Origin of the sequence: Photobacterium obscurum, assembly GCF_026191635.1 — a bacterium.
Classification (GTDB): domain Bacteria; phylum Pseudomonadota; class Gammaproteobacteria; order Enterobacterales; family Vibrionaceae; genus Photobacterium; species Photobacterium obscurum.
In genome coordinates this window covers 1-1,993 of the sequence record NZ_JAKRRW010000048.1, presented here as the reverse complement: position 1 = coordinate 1,993, position 1,993 = coordinate 1, and the positions used below count along the sequence as shown (strand labels likewise).

The 1,993-nt window shown below is 41.1% G+C and carries 2 protein-coding genes; one reads left to right on the top strand and one right to left on the bottom strand.

Features of this window, described 5'->3' with window-relative positions; all coding sequences use genetic code 11:
• Positions 1 to 279: 279 nt before the first annotated feature.
• On the bottom strand, positions 280 to 1,170 hold the full coding sequence (locus tag MD588_RS25830; RefSeq protein WP_265700824.1) for a LysR substrate-binding domain-containing protein: 891 nt from the start codon (positions 1,168 to 1,170) through the stop codon (positions 280 to 282).
• Between the two features lie 125 nt (positions 1,171 to 1,295).
• Here MD588_RS25830 and MD588_RS25825 point away from each other — a divergent pair, with 125 nt between their 5' ends.
• The gene (locus tag MD588_RS25825) at positions 1,296 to 1,724 is read left to right on the top strand and encodes a carboxymuconolactone decarboxylase family protein (protein ID WP_265700823.1); all 429 of its coding nucleotides are present in this window, start codon (positions 1,296 to 1,298) and stop codon (positions 1,722 to 1,724) included.
• The last annotated feature ends 269 nt before the right edge of the window (positions 1,725 to 1,993 follow it).

Below are 1,993 nucleotides of genomic sequence, written 5' to 3'. Positions count from 1 at the left end.
GAGTTAGCTGAGATCCAGCTGGCACACATCTGGACATTAGCGAGTTAGAGTTAATGGCCTAAAGACGTCCTTTGCCATAAGCAAATGTATCTCATATCGAGCAATGTTAATCTCAGCTAAAGACTTTGAGATACACACTATATCGGTCGCTAACAAGAAAAATCGAGCATTATCAATTCCACATACCATTAACAAAAAATGCTGAAACAGCAACTGAATATGCAATCAATAACCAGCCTAATTGCAACGGTTATAGGACAATATGCGAATGATAAAAGCCTACATTAGTTTTATTTTTCCAACCAAGAAATCAATAAAAACACGTACTCTTGGACTTAATGATTGCTCTGAATAGAACACCGCATTAATCGGTATATTCTCACTCACCCAGAGGCTCTTTAGCACGGGCTTAAGTGAACCAGACTCTAGCTCCTGTTGAACAGTAAAATTAGACAAGCACACAATCCCCAAGCCATTCACAGCCATCTGTTTGAGTGTCTCACCACTATTACTGCTCACCTGTGGAGTAATACTTAATCTTTTACCTGTGTCATCCATAAGCGGCCAAGTATTGAGATACTTATATTTGTCAAAGCCCAAGCATTGATGCTTAGATAGCTGTGTGACGCAATCAGGATAATCAAATCGCTTTAGGTAGCTAGGGCTAGCGTATAAACCACGTTGAACCACCCCTAATTTGCGAGCTTTTAAAGTCGAATCACTAAGTTGTCCGACTCTAATGGCGACATCCACCTTCCTTTCGATTAAGTCAGTGATTGAGTCATTGCTAACAAGAGCCACTTTCACATCGGGAAAAAGGCGAGTGAATTCTGATAGCAATGGGACTATCGCATGTAAAGCGAATGACGATGCCGCATCTACGGTTAAAGTCCCTTGTGGTTGCTTATGCTTCTGTGAGAAATGATGCTCTATGGCAACAACTTCTTCAGAAATATGTCTTGCCTTATCAATAAGCCACGCACCTTCGGTAGTCAAAGTAACACTTCGTGTCGTCCGATTAAACAAGGTTGTTTCTAAGTCTCTTTCAAGCTTTTTGATACTCCGGCTTACAACCGAGCCCGCAATGTCCAATCTTTCAGCGGCTAAGTTAAAACTGTTGGACTCTGCCACAGCAACAAACACTTCCAATTCATTAAGTTTAAGCTTCACTGCGCTTTTCCAATTGATGCAATTTTGATAATAGTTAATTAGCAAAATATACATTTATGTCAATAAAAGAGATCCCTATATTTAAGACCTACACACATTCACCTTAATTAAATGAGGATCTTCATATGTCTCGAGTCAATATCTACGCAGCCCAACCTGAAGCTTACAATGCGATGTTTGGCTTAGAAAATTACATAAAAAAAAGCAACCTATCGCCAGTTCTCAATGAACTAATCAGAGTTCGCACTTCTCAAATCAACGGCTGTGCATATTGCATTCAAATGCATACGACAGCAGCCTTGGAGCAAGGTGAAACTCAGGAGCGATTGTTCTCGCTACCCGCATGGAAAGAGTCACAATTATTCACTTCAGAAGAACGAGCTGTACTGGCGCTGACTGAAGAAATAACACATATTTCAAAACACGGAGTCAGTGATACCACATACAAACAACTTGCTGAGTACTTTGAAGAAGTACAAATTGCTCAGCTGATAATGTTGGTATCAGTCATGAATACATGGAACCGCATTGCTGTGGCAACCAAAGTCCAATAATCTGAACTCCCAACGAGTTCCCTAGCGTAGCCCAGAGCCAGTCACCGTGCATGACTGGCTTATTATCTAAATTTAGACAGAAGCACCGCAGCCTTTCGACTTTATAGAGCATGCCCGTCATCAGAGCTTATATGTAGTAGATGTTTTTTGGGGGCAGGCTAATGGGAGTTTGTGCACGAGGCTTTCCATAATGAAACTCCCCATCACCACATTAGTTAAGGTGTGGCAAGTCGACATGAACAGAATGTGAGTGAGTAAGGTTCCTAAAA

What these genes read in the sequence shown, in the direction of transcription:
- MD588_RS25825 (WP_265700823.1), top strand. Translation starts at nt 1,296, where the DNA reads ATGTCTCGAGTCAATATCTACGCAGCCCAACCTGAAGCTTACAATGCG.